This is a genomic window from Helicobacter sp. MIT 11-5569, from assembly GCF_000765695.2.
GTDB lineage: Bacteria > Campylobacterota > Campylobacteria > Campylobacterales > Helicobacteraceae > Helicobacter_D.
In genome coordinates this window covers 71757-86534 of sequence record NZ_JRPB02000001.1, presented here as the reverse complement: position 1 = coordinate 86534, position 14778 = coordinate 71757, and the positions used below count along the sequence as shown (strand labels likewise).

The window sequence follows — 14778 nt, the reverse complement described above, 5'->3', positions numbered from 1 at the left end:
AACAAAAACTAGTTTAAACTTTTATGTTGATTTTCTGCGCGTTGGCGTTAGAAATCAATTCAATAATTTTTTAAAGGATTGCATAAAAATACAATCCAAGCAATGCGCAGCACAGGACAGGAAGAGTAATAAGAGCTGAAGCAAACATATATTGCAAAAAGCTAATATGGATTCCATAACGCTTTAAACTAGCAAGCCAAAGAAGTGTCGCTAAAGAGCCAATAGGCGTGAGTTTTGCCCCGATATTACAACCCAACAAATGTGCAAACACTAAATCTTTAGCAGAATCCAAAAGTGCTAAATCTCCAAGCATTACCATTGGCAAGTTGTTAATTACACTTGCTCCAAAACTCGAAGCAAAACCAACACTAAGGATTCCAAAAAATGATGAGAATGCACTAAATCTTGTAATTTCCTCTCTTAAAAACTCCACTAGTCCCATATTTTTTAGCCCAAAAACCACAACAAACAATCCCAAACTAAAAACAACAATGCTTAAAGGTGCTTCTTTTAAAATCCCTAAAAGTTGTATTTTTTGCGTTAGGATTCCACAAATCACACTAAGAGAAGCTGCGACAAGTGTAAAAACGCTAAGTGGAATCCCAAATTTTTCTCCGCTAATAATTCCAACAAGCAATAACACAACTAAACTTGCACAAAAAAGAGTGATAAAAGGCTTTGGCAAAGATTGCGTTTTTGTCTGAAACTCTAAAGTTTTTGGCAATCTACGCCCAAAAATTAGCCAAAATAACCCAAGAGTAGAAAAAATGGCGAAAAATTGTGGAAGTGCCATCATAAAGGCAAATTCCAAGAATGGAATCTTAAAAAATTCTGCTGTGATGATATTTGTAAGATTAGAAAAAACAAATAAATTTGAAGCAAAATCACTTATAAAACTTACAAATAATAAAAAAAGAATCAAAGGATTACGCGTAAATTTTATGGTTTTAATATGTTTTAACAAAGCAATCATAAGGGGTGTTAGAATCAAAATCGCTCCATCATTTGCAAAAAATATTGCTAAAAGACTTGCAAGCAAGCCAATAAGCACATAAAATTTCCAAGTTTGAAGTGTGAGATTTTGTTTATGAAGTGATAATTTTAGTGTCAAATTTGCCAACACTTCAAAAAAGCCAAGCTTTTCTAAAGCAAGCGCAAAAACGATTAGCCCAACAAGCGCGAAAGAGCTATTCCACACCATTCCCCACACAAAGCCTATATCACTGAGGCTAACACTGCCTAAACCTAAACTTAGCATTGCGCCAAATAAACTCGTAAGCCAAATTGGAATCCCAAAAGGGCGCAAATAAATGCCAAGCATTACAAGGCTAAAAACAACAAGAGCCATTTCTTTTAAAGTTTTTTAGCGATAAAAAGCGTACAGACACTTGCGGAAAATGCTTTTGTATAAAGGGGTTTTAAGCTAACTGCATTAAGTTCGCTATTAAGCTTATCTGCGGTTAAAAATTCCTCAATAGAATCCGGTAAATAACGATATGCGCGGTAATTTCTTGAAACAATCCCGCCTACAAAAGGCAAAATATTTTTCGTATAAAATCCCATTAATTTTTCTAAAAAGCTAGGATTCTCGCATTTGGTAAATTCTAAAATTACTAAGATTCCATTTGGTTTAAGCACACGCGCAAACTCTTCTAATGCTTGCTTTCTTTCTACGACATTTCGGATTCCATAGGCAATGCTTATAATATCCTTGCTTGCGCTCTCCAAAGGAATCTTAGTCGCCTCACATTGCACAAACTCAACTTCTGGAAGTTTTTTGCGTGCGACATTTAGCATTCCCTCGCTTGGGTCAAGCCCTACAATGCTTTGGATTTTTACATTTTCTTTGTTTGCATTTTTTTGCCAATGGCTTATCATATCTCCTGTCCCACAAGCAACATCAGCGATATTTACAGCATTTAAAGAATCTTTGGATAGATTTTTAAATGCTAATTGACAAGCTTTTTTGCGCCAAGCAATATCTATCCCGCAGCTCATCACGCGGTTTGTCAAATCATAACTCCCCGCAATATTATCAAACATTGCGATGATTTCTTGCTGCTTTGACATTATGCTTCTCCTAATGTATTTTTAGCAAGATTCAACCACGCATTTAAGCTTTCAATCTGCACTAATGTGGATTCTGTGGAAGTCCCGCCATAAGAATTGCGACTATTCATTGACGCTCTTAAATCCAAACTCTTATGCGCTTCTTGTGGAATCCTAGAATCCACAGAACATAACTCCTGCACGCTTAAATCGCTCAAATCCTTATGCAAGGATTCTGCGTGCGCTACGGCTTTTCCTGTGATATGGTGCGCTTCTCTAAAAGGAATCTCACAATGCTGCACAAGAAAATCTGCTAAATCTGTCGCACTTAAATGCCCTACTTTACAAGCTTTTAGCATAGAATCTGTGTTAATTTGCATTGTTTTTAGAACGCTGTTTAAGATTCTTAAAGAAATATCTAAAGTTTCAAAACTATCAAAAACCCCTTCTTTATCCTCTTGTGTGTCTTTATTATAAGCAAGCGGTAAGCCTTTCATCACAACTAAAAGGCTCATCAAATTCCCATACACGCGCCCACTTTTGCCACGCAAAAGCTCGGGAACATCGGGGTTTTTCTTTTGAGGCATAATAGAACTTCCCGTAGAATACGCATCGCTTAAAGTGATGAATTTAAACTCATAACTACTCCAAAGCACAAGCTCTTCAGCAAGCCTTGAAATATGCATTGCAAGCATACTGCTATCATACAAAAAATCTAAGGCAAAATCCCTATCACTCACAGAATCTGTGGCATTTAATGTTGGCGCGGTAAATCCTAATTGCTTTGCGACAAAATGCCTATCTGTTTTATAAGGTGTTCCCGCAAGTGCTGCTGCGCCTAATGGACAAAAATTATTGCGCTTAAAAGAAGATTCCAATCGCTCAAAATCTCGGACAAACATACAAGCATACGCGCAAAGCAAAAAGCCAAAATTTACAGGTTGTGCGTGTTGCAAATGCGTCATACCCGGAAGCATACTTTGTGTATGCTCTTTTGCAATATTAAGCAAAGTCGTAATAAGCGTTAAAACAAGTGTGCGCAAATGTTGATTAGAATCTTGCACAAAAAGCCTAAAATCTAGCGCGACTTGGTCGTTGCGACTTCTTGCAGTATGCAGTTTTTTACCAACATCGCCAATTAATTCTGTCAAGCGGCTCTCCACTGCCATATGAATATCTTCATCACTAAGCTTAAAGACAAATTCCCCTGCTAAAATTTCTTGTTGCACTTTTTCTAGCCCATTGCAAATTATCTCTGCTTCTTCTTGTGTTAGGATTCCACAATTTGCAAGCATTTTTGCATGTGTTTTTGAGCCTAAAATGTCTTGTTTATAAAGCTTTTTATCAAAAGGCAAAGACGCATTAAAAGCATCTAAAATCTCTGCTGCACTTGCGCTAAATCGCCCGCCCCATAGTTTTTGATTTGCCATAATGCGCCTTTAAAATGGTTTTAGAATCACTAAAATGGTAATCACAATAATTGCAAGTGTTGGAACTTCATTATACGCGCGGAAAAATTTACCACTTTTAAAACAACGATTCTCCCTAAAAGCTATCATATAACGATACAAACTATAATGATATGCTGCTAAAATCACAACAATGAGAATCTTTGCGTGTAGCCAACCCCCATTTAACCAGCTAGGCTCTAATACGATTAGCCAGATTCCAGAAATCAATGTGCAAAGTAGCGCAGGATAACCGATAAAATTAAAAAGTTTTTCTTCTTGAATCTTTACAACTTCTACAAAACCAGTATTATTGATATGCTCTGCGTGATACACAAAAAGGCGAGGTAGATAAAAGAGCATCGCCATCCACGATACAAACGCCACAATATGAAAAATCTTCACATAAAAATAGGTCATAAATACCTCCAAAAAGTGATAAAAGTCAAAATTGTAGCAAAACAGACTTAAAAGTGGGCGGAAAATTAATCATCTTTTTTGTATAATTCTTACAAAATTGACAAAATTATTTTTTAAAACAACAAGGATTCTTTTTGGGCGAATTGTTTTTCAACCTTGATTTTGTATTTATTAAAAACGCGATTCCAACCTTTACAAAAGCTTTGTGGCTAACACTCCATTTATCCTTTTTTGGAATCCTATTTTCTATACTTTTGGGATTCTTTATTGCTGTTGTGCAATACTATAAATTCCGCTTTTTAACACCATTAGCTCAAGGTTATATTGAGCTTTCACGCAATACGCCTTTACTGATTCAGCTTTTCTTTTTGTATTATGGATTGCCCCAAATTGGGCTAAAGCTAGATAGCTACACTTGTGCGTTAATTGGTGTAACCTTTCTTGGTGGAAGTTATATGGCAGAATCCTTCCGCTCTGGGCTAGAAGCTGTTGGAAAGATTCAGTTAGAATCTGGGCGGAGTTTGGGACTTAGTGAATTGCAACTTGTGCTTTTTGTGGTGTTGCCACAAAGCCTTATGGTGAGTTTGCCCTACATTGGTGCTAATGCGATTTTTTTGCTCAAAGAAACTTCCGTAGTTAGCGCGATTGCGCTTGCAGATGTGCTGTATGTAACTAAAGATTTAATTGGCAGCTATTATAAAACAAATGAAACTTTGCTCTTACTTGTGCTTTGCTATTTGGTGGTATTACTGCCTTTATCAATTCTCTTTTCGCTTTTAGAGAAACATTATAAGCGGTATTTGGTGTGAGATGGAGAGATTCTTTTTTGTTGAAAAATCACATCATCTTAAAGGCAAGATTACTCCATTTGGTCTCAAAAGAGATTTGGGGCAGTTTTTTAGCCCTAAGAATCTTGTCAATAAATGTATTTCTTTAATACAAAATAAAAATGGCAGACTTTTAGAACCAAGTTGCGGAAATCTAGCATTTAGAAAATGCTTCAATGAAAATGCTGTTTTTATTGAAATTGATACAGATTTGATAAAAGACAAAAGAGTGCTAAATATGGATTTTTTTAACTATCCTACTTTTGAGAAATTTGATACAATTATAGGCAATCCTCCTTATGTAGATAATAAATTTTTAAAAATTACCCACCAAACAAATATCAATGTTGAAGCAAATTTATATCTTTATTTCATTGAAAAATGTTTTTATCATTTAAAAAATGGTGGTGAATTGATTTTTATTGTCCCAAGAGATTTTATAAAACTCACATCAGCAAGATACACAAATAAATTGTTGCTAGATAATGGGACAATCACACATTTTTTTGATTATGGAGATACAAAATTATTCAAAGAATCTTGCCCTAATATTTGTATTTTTAGGTATGAAAAGGGCAATTTTTCTTATAAAACACAAACCTTTAAAGGAGAGAAATATTTACTCATTAAAGATGGAATCATTTCTTTTAGCGAGAGTTTGAAAGTAAAATCATTAGGAGAGATTTTTGATATAAAAGTAGGTGCAGTAAGTGGCAAAGATGAAGTTTTCGCAAATAATAAGGGAGAAGAGTTTGTTTGTTCGCAAACAGCAAAAACAGGAAAGCTTAAAAAAATGATTTATGAAAGGTATGATTTAGAGCTTGAGCAATATAAAGAGATTTTAATCAATCGTGGTATTAAGAAGTTTGATGAAAAGAATTGGTGGGCTTGGGGGCGTCCAGTAAATTTTAGAGAAAATGAGCCTAGAATCTATGTAAATTGTAAAACTAGAAATAAAAAACCATTTTTTATTAATAACTGCAAAAAGTGGGACGGCTCTATTTTAGCACTTTTTCCAAAGATTCCTTTGGATTTAGAGAAAGCAGTTGAAGAATTAAATCATTTAAATTGGGAGCAAATGGGATTTGTAACAGGTGGCAGATATATTTTTGCTCAAAAATCTTTAAAAGAGGCGATGATAGATGATTGTGTATTTAGAAAATATTGTTGATTTTTTGCAAAATAATCCGATTACATTAACAAATGAAAGTGATGATGGTAGATTAAATTCTGCTACAAATGAAGAAATAATTTTAAAAAAATTGATTGAAAATTTTAAAGAGATAAAAGTGCCAAGCATTAGGGAATGGTATGACTTTAGAATCGTAGATAAAGATGAAATTTTTATCAATATTAAAATTTCAGATTTGAGCAATAGCGTAGCGGATAATTGCTCCTCAAAACTAGGTATGGGATATGCTTTAAGCGGGATAAAAAATATGCCTCTATCTTGGGATAAATTCCATAAAATGTTAGCAGATGAGTTAAAAATAGGCTATGATTATTATTTTTTAGTTATTAATAAAAATGATACAAAAGATTGCTTTTATACATCGCTTAAAAGAATCCAAACACTTGTGCCAAATGGCAATAATTTACCCTTTCAATGTGATTGGTCTAAAAATAGGGAGTTTTCGGATAGAAGCGAGATTGAAGCAACGCGATATATTTTAAAAACTTATATAGAAAGTTGGGATAAAAAAGTCAAAGGCTATCCTTTTGCGCTAAAAGAAATGCTTGTAAATCATAAAATTTTAGATACAGAATAAAATGAAATAACTAATATTAGGAATCTTAGATGGAATTATTATTTGTGCCCCAAAATATTTTAAGAATCTTAGAAGGTGTGTTTGTAACGCTTCAAATTGCGCTAATTGCGATTCTATTCTCTTGTATTTTTGGCTTTATTTTGGGCTATGTTATGACTTTGCATTCAAGATTTTTGCGCTTTGTTTGCAGGCTTTATTTAGAATCCATTAGGATTATTCCAATTCTTGCGTGGCTTTTTATTATTTATTTTGGGTTTTCAAGCCTAATCAATCTAAGTGGTGTTGGCGCGTGTATTTTGGCATTTAGCCTTTGGGGGATTGCTGAAATGGGAGATTTAGTGCGTGGAGCAATTTCAAGCTTACCTCCACACCAAAGCGAAAGTGCAAGAGCTTTGGGGCTAAAAGAATGGCAAGTGCAAGTTTTTATCATCATTCCACAAAGTTTCAAACGTCTTTTGCCAAGCCTTGTGAATCTTTTTACAAGAATGATTAAAACCACTTCTTTAGCGGCACTTATTGGCGTGAGTGATATGCTTAAAGTTGGGCAGCAAATTATTGAAGTGAATCTCATTTCTTACCCAACTGCGAGTTTTTGGGTGTATGGTGGAATCTTTATTGTGTATTTTATGCTTTGCTACCCGCTATCCTTGCTTAGTCACAATTTAGAAAAAAAACTTGTTTAAGGAAAACAATGATTTTATTAAAACTAGAAAATATTGTTAAGAAATATGCTGATAATCTTGTTTTAGATGGTGTGAGTTTAGAAGTCAAAAAAGGTGAGGTTTGCGCGATTTTAGGACCAAGTGGTTGTGGAAAAAGCACATTTTTGCGCTGTATTAATGGATTAGAATCCATACAAGGTGGTAGGATTTATTTGGATAATATCCAAATTAGTGGCGAAAATGTGCAAACAAAATGGAGCAAGGTGCGCCAAAAAATCGGTATGGTTTTTCAAAATTATGAATTATTCCCGCATTTGAATGTTTTAGAAAATATTACTCTTGCTCCACAAAAAGTGCAGAATCGCAATCTCAAAGATGCAAAAGAACAAGCTTTAAAGCTTTTAGAACGCGTAGGATTAGCTAACAAAAAGGATTCCTATCCCAAAGAGTTAAGCGGAGGGCAAAAACAACGCGTTGCGATTGTGCGCGCATTGTGTATGAATCCAGAAATTATGCTTTTTGATGAGGTAACCGCTTCCTTAGACCCAGAAATGGTTAAAGAAGTGCTTGATGTGATTAAAGAGCTTGCAGAAAACGGCATGACAATGATTCTAGTAACCCATGAAATGAAATTTGCAGAGCATGTCGCAGATAGAATCGTATTTTTTGACCACGGAAAGATTGCAGAAATCGCAACTCCTAAAGAGTTTTTCACAAACCCTAAAAGTGAGCGTGCGAAGAAATTTCTTAATATCTTTGAATTTTAAAAGAATGAATAATCTTGTTCAGACATCACTTTGTTCTTTTTGGGACGCCTAGGTCTTTTTTGAATCTCTTCTAAATCTTTCAAAAGTGTTTTTCTAATCTGTTTCATTTTTATTTCTTCATTTTTTTTGAATTTATTTTTGAACTTATTACGTAATCTCATTTTATTTCTCATTGTAATCCTTCATCAGTTAGATAATGTGCCCCCACAGAAGCATCACGCTTAAGGGCAGATTCTATAATATTTTTTGCTGTTAGCAAACGCAAGCGCAACAAACGCCCCACTCCACTTTGTAGCATAACTTCTACACCTCCTAAAGCCTCATTAAGTCCTGATTTTTTGCGCATAATGCCGACTTTGTTCCACATTAAATTGCGCAAAATTGCTTTAAGATTCTCATCTTGAGCATTTTGTAAAACTTCTGTATGTAATAAAAATTCTCGAATTTTATGCTCTGTTTTTGCGCCATAACTTCCTAAAATATCCCTTGCACTCCGTCTTGAAAAAACCAAACCTTCAAGCAAGGAATTTGACGCTAGACGATTTGCGCCATGCACTCCTGTGCAAGCACACTCGCCAACTGCATAAAGATTCTCCATTCCTATAACCTTTCCAACACCATCAGTTTCAATCCCACCCATACAATAATGAAAAGCTGGAGAGATTGGAATCTTATCTTTTGGCAAATCAAATCCAAATGCACTAAGATTTCGTGAAATATTAGGAAAGCGATTATAAAAAAATTCTTTAGAAAAAGCACTTAAATCTAAATAGATTTCTTGTTCTTCTTGTTTTTTAAATTTTTCTTTTAGTTTCATTTTGTAATCAAAGATACTTCTAGCAACTTTATCTCTAGGTGCAAGCTCACCTTTTTTGTCATAATCAAACAAAAAACGTTCTCCCCAAAAATCTACGATTTTTGCTCCCTCTCCTCTTAATGCTTCACTAAGTAACATTTTACGCGCGTGGTGTGTTTTTACAAATACAGTAGGGTGAAACTGCAACATTTCCATATCTTTAAGTCTCAACCCACTTTCAATAATCATTCCATGCAGCTCACTAGAAATTGTATAAGCATTTGTATGATACTCAAAAAGCGCACCAACGCCACCACTTGCTAGGATAATATGGTTTGCATAAAGATTATAATTTCCACGCTTTGTTAGCACGCTAACTCCATAGCAATGATTATTTTCGATTAAAAGCTCTGTTACAGTTGCATTTTTCCACAATGTGTGTGAAATTTGTGCAATCAAATGTGAGTGTAATGCTCTCCCTGTGGAATCCCCACCCGCATGAATAATACGCGAAGTGCTATGTGCAGCTTCTTTAGTAAAAAGAAGGTTTCCAAACTCATCTTTATCAAAAGGAATTTGGCGCAAAATTAAATCTTCTAAGACTTCTAGGCTTTCTTGACTTAGCGTTTTTACCGCTTCTTCATTGCACATTCCAGCACCAGCATTTAAAGTATCTTTAATATGCAAAGCAATATCTTCTATATCTTTTGCTACTGCGATTCCACCTTGCGCATAAAAAGTATTACACTCCCAAGGCTGGTCCTTGCATAAAATCAAAACTTTTAGATGTTTAGGTAAATTTAATGAAGCATAGAGCCCAGCAACACCTGCACCTACAATAATCACATCAAAATGCAACATTGACATTCTTTATTATTGTGTTGTTTGCGCATTCTTTGGTCTAAAAGGTTCATCTTTAAACCCACAACCCACACTTAAAGTGCCAAACAAAAGAATCTGTGTTATAATCAAAAAATGAAAAATGTATCGGAAGTTTTGACACATCTTTTAAATTCTCCTAGTTTTAGAAAATTACACGAAGTTAGGGAATCGCAGTATTTTATCCAACTATTACCTTTAAGCTTAAAAAATGGAATCGCTTTTAGCTTTACTCGGGATAAAATTTTATTCATTGCTTTAAAACACCCTTGTTTCAAGCAAGAATTCTATCATAAAATTGCTTTAGTCAAACAACTTTTAAAACAATATCAACAAGAAAAAAATGCACTTTTACAAACCACAGATATTAAAGTCTTTGTAACACACAATATTTATCAAAAAGAAGTAGAAAAAAATCAAGAAAAAGCGATTCCACAAACTTATGGAGAATTAAGCAAAGGAGAGTTTAAAAACTTAGCACAGAATCCAGAAATTTATGCACTTTTTGAATCTATCAGAAATGTTATTTTAAAAGCTCAAGAATAATTTTATCAAAAGATTCACCAATGCAAGAAACAAAAACTCTTCTTACTCCCTTATCTGAAACCTTGCTTGAAACATTAAAAAAAGTTCCAAATGATAGTGGGGTGTATCACTATTTTGATACACAAGGCAGGCTTTTATATGTCGGCAAAGCAAAGAATCTCAAAAACCGCATTAAAAGTTATTTTCGCTTTACTCCAACTCTTTCCCCTGCTCCAAACCTAAGCCCAAGAATTGCACAAATGGTGCGTCAAATTGCACAATTGCGTTATATTGTCGTTAAAGACGAAAATGACGCGCTAATTTTAGAAAATTCTCTTATTAAACAACTCAAGCCAAAATATAATATTTTGTTGCGCGATGATAAGACTTATCCTTATTTGTGCGTAGATTTACAAGAAGATTTTCCGCGCATTTTGCTTACAAGAAAAGTTTTCAAAAAGCAAGGTTTGCGCTACTTTGGTCCATTTTCTATGGGAGCTAGAGATCTTTTGGATTCTATTTATGAAATCTTCCCTTTAGTGCAAAAAGAAGCTTGCAAAAAAGGTAAAAAAGCTTGTTTGTTTTATCAAATTCATCGCTGTTTAGCACCTTGTGAAGGAAAGATTACAACTAAAGAATATGCAACAATTCTGCAAAATGCCCTAGAATGCGTAGAAAATCCCAAAAAGATTCTACCCCTTTTAGAAAAAAAAATGCTTCAACTCTCTGAAAATCTGCGCTTTGAAGAAGCTGGAATCTTACGCGATAGAATCGCAAAGATTCAACAATTAAATCCACTCTCTTCTGTGGATTTTGCAAATTTAATCGACTTAGATGTCTTTGCGCTTGTATGCGAAGAAAAGCGTGCTGTGTTAGTCAAATTTTTTATGCGCAATGGGAGAATCATCTCAAGTGCTACACAAAGCATTAAAAGTGAGATGGGTTTTGAAAAACTGGAAATCTACAAACAAGCTATTGTAAATTACTATTCTAACACTTTGCCACTTATCCCAAAACAGATTCTTATTCCTTTTGATTTAGGAGATAGCACACAAGAGCTTGAAACATTTTTGTATGAAAAAACGGGCAAAAAAATTACAATTCATTATCCAAAAAGTGGAGATAAAAAACGTTTATGCGAGCTTGCATTACAAAATGGAAGAGAGATTTTGCGATTAGAACAAAATGATGAAGAAGAAATTTTTAGCTCTCTTAAAGCACTCTTTTCTTTACAAAGCACACCTTATCGCTTTGAAGTCTTCGATACTTCTCATCACAAAGGAGCGCAATGCGTTGGAGCAATGGTTGTGTATGATAGCAAAGACTTTATCAAGGAATCTTATCACCATTATTTGTTAGAAGGCAAAGATGAATACACGCAAATGCGCGAAATGTTAAGCCGCCGCATACAAGATTTTGAGATGGAATCTCCCCCTGATTTATGGGTATTAGATGGAGGAGCTGGACAAATCAATCTTGCAAAAGAGCTACTAAATAGTGCTGGTGTGAATTTAGAAGTTATTGGAATCGCAAAAGAAAAATTAGATAGCAAAGCACATCGCGCTAAAGGTAACGCAAGAGATATTTTAAGAGATGAAAATTTAGAAGAATATCGTTTAAGCACTAGTGATAAACGCTTACAATTTTTACAAAAATTGCGTGATGAAGCACATCGCTTCGCTATCACTTTTCACCAAAAACAAAAACAAAAAATAATGCAACACTCTAAGATTTTAGAAGTTAAAGGTGTAGGCAAAGCAATCCAAAATAAGCTACTCGCATATTTTGGAAGTTTTGAAGCTATAGAAAATACAAGCTTAGAAGAGCTCAAAAAAGTTCTTTCTGAAAATCTTGCAAATGCTGTCTTTAACGCACTACATTAAAAATTTCCAAAATAGCGCACTGCACCAATTTTTCTATCTACATTACTTAGTAAATTTATATTTTCTTTGCTTAAATTTGAATTTTGCAAGATATTTTGTGTTTGTGCAGAATCTAAACTTGGGTTAATTTTATAAAGCACATCAAAGCCCATTTTTTCTTCTTTATTTAAGATTCCACTTTGTGCCATTGCATCACCTAACTCGCTAAGATTTCCTTTTATGCTAAATTCCTTTGCAAAATCACGCATTTTTGAAAAATCATGGCTTAGCGTTAAAACATCTTCAATATCATTTGTCATCACTCCAGTAGAATTTACGACATCAAATAGTGTATCAACGTTTTGGGATTTTTGTGTTTTTTCTGTGGAAAAAATAGAATTAGAATTGCTATTGTTAGTATAGCCCGTAAGATTGCTAGATTTATTTTGGTCATACGCTTGACTTAACAAACCCCACATTTGATTATTTTTATCACTAACTTGCATGACTTTTCCTTTTATTTAAAGTTTTTCACTTTAAGATAAAAGCAAAATTTATTCCATTTTAGATAAAAACTCTACGCAAATGCACTTTTACACCATTTCTTATAAGGTTTTGAGACTTTTTGCAGATGGATTCCAATAATTTCAGGGAGCTCGTAAGTGTGGTGCTTTAAAAGAAGTTTCTTTAAAGCCTTAAAATCTTTTTTAAAAACTTTAAAACTTAGCAGAATCTCATTTTCATTGACGACTTCTAAAGTTTTAGAATCCTTTGCCCACATATAATGGCTTTGGATTTGCATTTGTTGGATACAAGGGCTTAAACCGCAACCCAATGCGACTTTAATCAGAATCTTAGCATTAGATTCCGTAGTTGTTGTTTGAAGTAGCATTAACCGCATTTGTAAGCCTATTTTTCTTTCTCTCCGCCCATTCTTTTTTTCTTTTCTTCTAAGGCTTTTTTCTTTTCTTCTTGACGCATTTTTTCTAGGTTTCTTTGACGCTCTTTGGAACGTCTGTATTTTTCAATAAATTCTTCTCGTTCTGTTTGACTTTGATAGGCAATAGGACGGACAAAAAATATTACAAGCATTAAAACAAAGAAAAAAATCGCTGTTTCTTGATTGGAAGTTAGCTGATACCAAGCCATCGCAATTGCAAGCGAAATGACAACTTTTAATGCAGAAACCATTTTCTTTATTAAAGCATTTGTGGTCTAATTTTATGTGAGTCAAACCCTAAAAACTCTGCTTTTGTGTCCATAAAGAGAGCTAAAATTACTTGTGGCACAAACAAAAGTGGAATCTCTGCTGTATCACGCCCAGAAATATCTTGTAATGCTTTTGTGTGCTTATCCATTAATTCAAAATTTCCAATGTTTGGCGTAATAATAAAATCTATTCCACAATCTACCATTTCATAATAATCCATTGCAGCCATTTTGTAAGCTAATTCGGGATTGCTTTGCAATAAATACGCATAACTATTTTTAAAAAATGGTAGAATCTTTAGCCCTGTAATGCTCTCTGCACGCAATAAAATTTGGGATTCCTTGATATACTCTTCAAGCTCTCTATCAAAAACAAATGCGCATTTAAAACTTTCCCAACGTCTTTGTTTAATCTCTGCAACTTTAATTGCGTCAAACACAATCTCAGGAGCAAAAACAAAACTATTTTCAAGATTTAAAATATCAATATTACAAGCACAAGCTTCATTCATCGCTTCTCTAAATTCTGAATTTTCATAAAGTTTTTTAAGGAGTTTAGCAACCACCAACAAACTTTGCGTATCACAAATTAAAACTCTCTGTCCTTCTTCATGCGCTTTATGCAGAAGCGTGATAATAGGTTTAAAATAAGAAATTGGCTCAATAAAAGGCAAAAACTTATCATCAAGCGTGAGGGATTCTGTGCGAACAATGGAAATATGCAGTTTATCAAGTAGTTTCTTAATGTTGTCTATCAAGATTTCAGAGGATTGATATAAATGATTATGCAAAAGGATACAAGATTCCATGAATTCTCCTATAAACTTTTTAAGATTTTAGCTTTAAGCTTTTGGATTTTTGGATTTTCACAACGATCAAACACCAAAGTTTTTAACTCTTCTATACAAATATCAAACCTATCATCTTGTGGAAAAAGATAAGTCTTCAATGATTCTGCATTAAAGATTCCATCTTCTAAACTACTTATCGCTTCTAAAATACCTTCTGTTTTATGCTTTGCATACAATGCCGCAGCTAATAAAAAATAAGCTTCACCAAGATAGTTAGAATTTTCAACACTTAATGGCGTTGCATATGCAAAAGGAATAAAAGATAATAAAAATGTATTACTCATAGCTTTTGATTCTAAATTTTCTACAAAAATTTCCTTAAAATCTGTATTTTTAAAAGTGCTTAAGACTTCATCATGTGCTAACTCATCTAAGCCCAACGCTCTTAAAGTAGCTAACTTGTTTAAAAAAGGCTCAATATTAATGATTAAATCTTTAAGTGCTAAGTGCGTATTAAGCGGTTCAATAACCCACGCGTCTCCAAACTTTTTAATAAGCACAGAAATAGGAAGATTAAAATCAAAAACGACTACACCATTAATCTTAAAACCATATGCGTTGTATCCATAATCATATACAGAATCTTGAACCATTTTTAACAAATCTAACAAAGATTTTTCAATATCAACTTTAAATGTAAGCTTTGTAAAATAAGGTAGATAGTCCGTTTTTACATCAAATCGAAATAATTCTAAATTGATTTTTCTATTCATT

Annotated in this window: 18 protein-coding genes; 7 read left to right on the top strand and 11 right to left on the bottom strand. The window is 33.8% G+C overall.

Annotation, left to right across the window (positions count from 1 at the left end):
• Window positions 1–70: 70 nt before the first annotated feature.
• Genes LS70_RS00415 through hemJ form a run of 4 tightly spaced genes read right to left on the bottom strand, consistent with a single transcriptional unit; the run spans window position 71 to window position 3917 of the window.
• A complete protein-coding gene (locus LS70_RS00415; RefSeq protein WP_034288331.1) occupies window positions 71–1348 on the bottom strand; it encodes an arsenic transporter in 1278 nt (425 codons plus the stop codon).
• Window positions 1349–1353: 5 nt separating this feature from the next.
• The gene (gene ubiE, locus LS70_RS00410) at window positions 1354–2070 is read right to left on the bottom strand and encodes a bifunctional demethylmenaquinone methyltransferase/2-methoxy-6-polyprenyl-1,4-benzoquinol methylase UbiE (protein ID WP_034288333.1); all 717 of its coding nucleotides are present in this window, start codon (window positions 2068–2070) and stop codon (window positions 1354–1356) included.
• Window positions 2070–3479 (bottom strand): argininosuccinate lyase, encoded by a 1410-nt coding sequence (argH, locus tag LS70_RS00405; protein WP_034288336.1) that lies wholly within the window; start codon window positions 3477–3479, stop codon window positions 2070–2072. Before argH ends, ubiE begins: the two co-directional genes overlap by 1 nt.
• Before the next feature lie 9 nt (window positions 3480–3488).
• Entirely contained in the window at window positions 3489–3917 is a 429-nt protein-coding gene (gene hemJ / locus LS70_RS00400) for a protoporphyrinogen oxidase HemJ (protein ID WP_034288339.1), read from the bottom strand.
• 134 nt (window positions 3918–4051) lie between these two features.
• On the opposite strand from hemJ, the gene LS70_RS00395 reads away from it, so the two are divergent.
• Genes LS70_RS00395 through LS70_RS00375 form a run of 5 tightly spaced genes read left to right on the top strand, consistent with a single transcriptional unit; the run spans window position 4052 to window position 7942 of the window.
• Complete coding sequence (locus LS70_RS00395; protein ID WP_138109274.1) at window positions 4052–4726, top strand: amino acid ABC transporter permease; 675 nt, start codon at window positions 4052–4054, stop codon at window positions 4724–4726.
• A gap of 1 nt (window position 4727) precedes the next feature.
• The gene (locus LS70_RS00390) at window positions 4728–5915 is read left to right on the top strand and encodes an Eco57I restriction-modification methylase domain-containing protein (protein WP_052083348.1); all 1188 of its coding nucleotides are present in this window, start codon (window positions 4728–4730) and stop codon (window positions 5913–5915) included.
• Entirely contained in the window at window positions 5887–6513 is a 627-nt protein-coding gene (locus LS70_RS00385; protein WP_052083349.1) for a hypothetical protein, read from the top strand. The genes LS70_RS00390 and LS70_RS00385 overlap by 29 nt, the downstream gene beginning before the upstream one ends.
• Window positions 6514–6542: 29 nt before the next feature.
• Window positions 6543–7196 (top strand): amino acid ABC transporter permease, encoded by a 654-nt coding sequence (locus LS70_RS00380; protein WP_034288342.1) that lies wholly within the window; start codon window positions 6543–6545, stop codon window positions 7194–7196.
• A gap of 8 nt (window positions 7197–7204) precedes the next feature.
• Window positions 7205–7942 carry an amino acid ABC transporter ATP-binding protein gene (locus tag LS70_RS00375; protein ID WP_034288345.1) on the top strand — a complete coding sequence of 246 codons (738 nt, stop codon included), beginning with the start codon at window positions 7205–7207 and terminating at the stop codon, window positions 7940–7942.
• On the opposite strand, the gene LS70_RS09900 is transcribed toward LS70_RS00375, so the two are convergent.
• Both LS70_RS09900 and LS70_RS00370 read right to left on the bottom strand, forming a co-directional pair.
• The gene (locus tag LS70_RS09900) at window positions 7939–8115 is read right to left on the bottom strand and encodes a hypothetical protein (RefSeq protein WP_161594689.1); all 177 of its coding nucleotides are present in this window, start codon (window positions 8113–8115) and stop codon (window positions 7939–7941) included. The genes LS70_RS00375 and LS70_RS09900 overlap by 4 nt on opposite strands.
• The gene (locus LS70_RS00370) at window positions 8112–9599 is read right to left on the bottom strand and encodes an L-aspartate oxidase (protein WP_201273941.1); all 1488 of its coding nucleotides are present in this window, start codon (window positions 9597–9599) and stop codon (window positions 8112–8114) included. Before LS70_RS00370 ends, LS70_RS09900 begins: the two co-directional genes overlap by 4 nt.
• A gap of 114 nt (window positions 9600–9713) precedes the next feature.
• On the opposite strand from LS70_RS00370, the gene LS70_RS00365 reads away from it, so the two are divergent.
• Both LS70_RS00365 and uvrC read left to right on the top strand, forming a co-directional pair.
• Window positions 9714–10163, top strand: coding sequence for a hypothetical protein (locus LS70_RS00365; RefSeq protein WP_034288348.1), 450 nt, complete (start codon window positions 9714–9716; stop codon window positions 10161–10163).
• Window positions 10164–10183: 20 nt separating this feature from the next.
• Window positions 10184–12025, top strand: a complete 1842-nt coding sequence (gene uvrC, locus LS70_RS00360) for an excinuclease ABC subunit UvrC (RefSeq protein WP_034288351.1) — start codon at window positions 10184–10186, stop codon at window positions 12023–12025.
• On the opposite strand, the gene LS70_RS00355 is transcribed toward uvrC, so the two are convergent.
• From LS70_RS00355 to LS70_RS00335, 5 genes are all read right to left on the bottom strand, one after another.
• Window positions 12022–12510, bottom strand: coding sequence for a hypothetical protein (locus LS70_RS00355; protein ID WP_034288354.1), 489 nt, complete (start codon window positions 12508–12510; stop codon window positions 12022–12024). The two genes, uvrC and LS70_RS00355, sit on opposite strands and share 4 nt — an antisense overlap.
• Before the next feature lie 71 nt (window positions 12511–12581).
• Window positions 12582–12905, bottom strand: coding sequence for a divalent cation tolerance protein CutA (cutA, locus tag LS70_RS00350; protein WP_034288357.1), 324 nt, complete (start codon window positions 12903–12905; stop codon window positions 12582–12584).
• Window positions 12906–12913: 8 nt separating this feature from the next.
• Window positions 12914–13195, bottom strand: a complete 282-nt coding sequence (locus LS70_RS00345; protein WP_034288359.1) for a hypothetical protein — start codon at window positions 13193–13195, stop codon at window positions 12914–12916.
• Between the two features lie 8 nt (window positions 13196–13203).
• Window positions 13204–14022 (bottom strand): HdrB C-terminal domain-containing protein, encoded by an 819-nt coding sequence (locus LS70_RS00340; RefSeq protein ID WP_034288361.1) that lies wholly within the window; start codon window positions 14020–14022, stop codon window positions 13204–13206.
• Between the two features lie 8 nt (window positions 14023–14030).
• Window positions 14031–14777, bottom strand: coding sequence for a DUF5644 domain-containing protein (locus LS70_RS00335; RefSeq protein ID WP_034288363.1), 747 nt, complete (start codon window positions 14775–14777; stop codon window positions 14031–14033).
• Window position 14778: the final 1 nt, after the last annotated feature.